This window comes from Undibacterium sp. TJN19 (assembly GCF_049339485.1).
Classification (GTDB): Bacteria; Pseudomonadota; Gammaproteobacteria; order Burkholderiales; family Burkholderiaceae_D; genus Undibacterium.
The window spans coordinates 1-264 of sequence record NZ_JBMPPL010000086.1; the positions used below are offsets into that span (position 1 = coordinate 1).

General features: G+C 59.8%; 1 protein-coding gene. It reads left to right on the top strand.

What is annotated here, in order from left to right; genetic code table 11:
* The coding region (locus ACO0LH_RS28645; protein ID WP_422944552.1) for an AMP-binding protein at nt 1-264 on the top strand (264 nt) is incomplete at both ends.

A 264-nucleotide genomic window follows, 5' to 3' on the forward strand; every position in this document is an offset into this window, starting at 1 on the left:
CAGCGCCTGCAAACTGATACTGAGCGAACAACACCTGCTTGAAGAACTCAGCTTCCTCAGTGACTACCAGACCCTGCCGCTTGACGGCCACTGGCACCATGCCCTCCTGGGCCGCTACAGCGACAGCCCTCCAGAACTGACAGTCGTACCCGACCAGCTCGCCTACATCATCTTCACCTCCGGCAGTACCGGCGTGCCCAAAGGCGTATTGATCAGCCACGCCAACATCACCAGCCTGGTTGCCCCTGGCAACAGCGTTGCTGT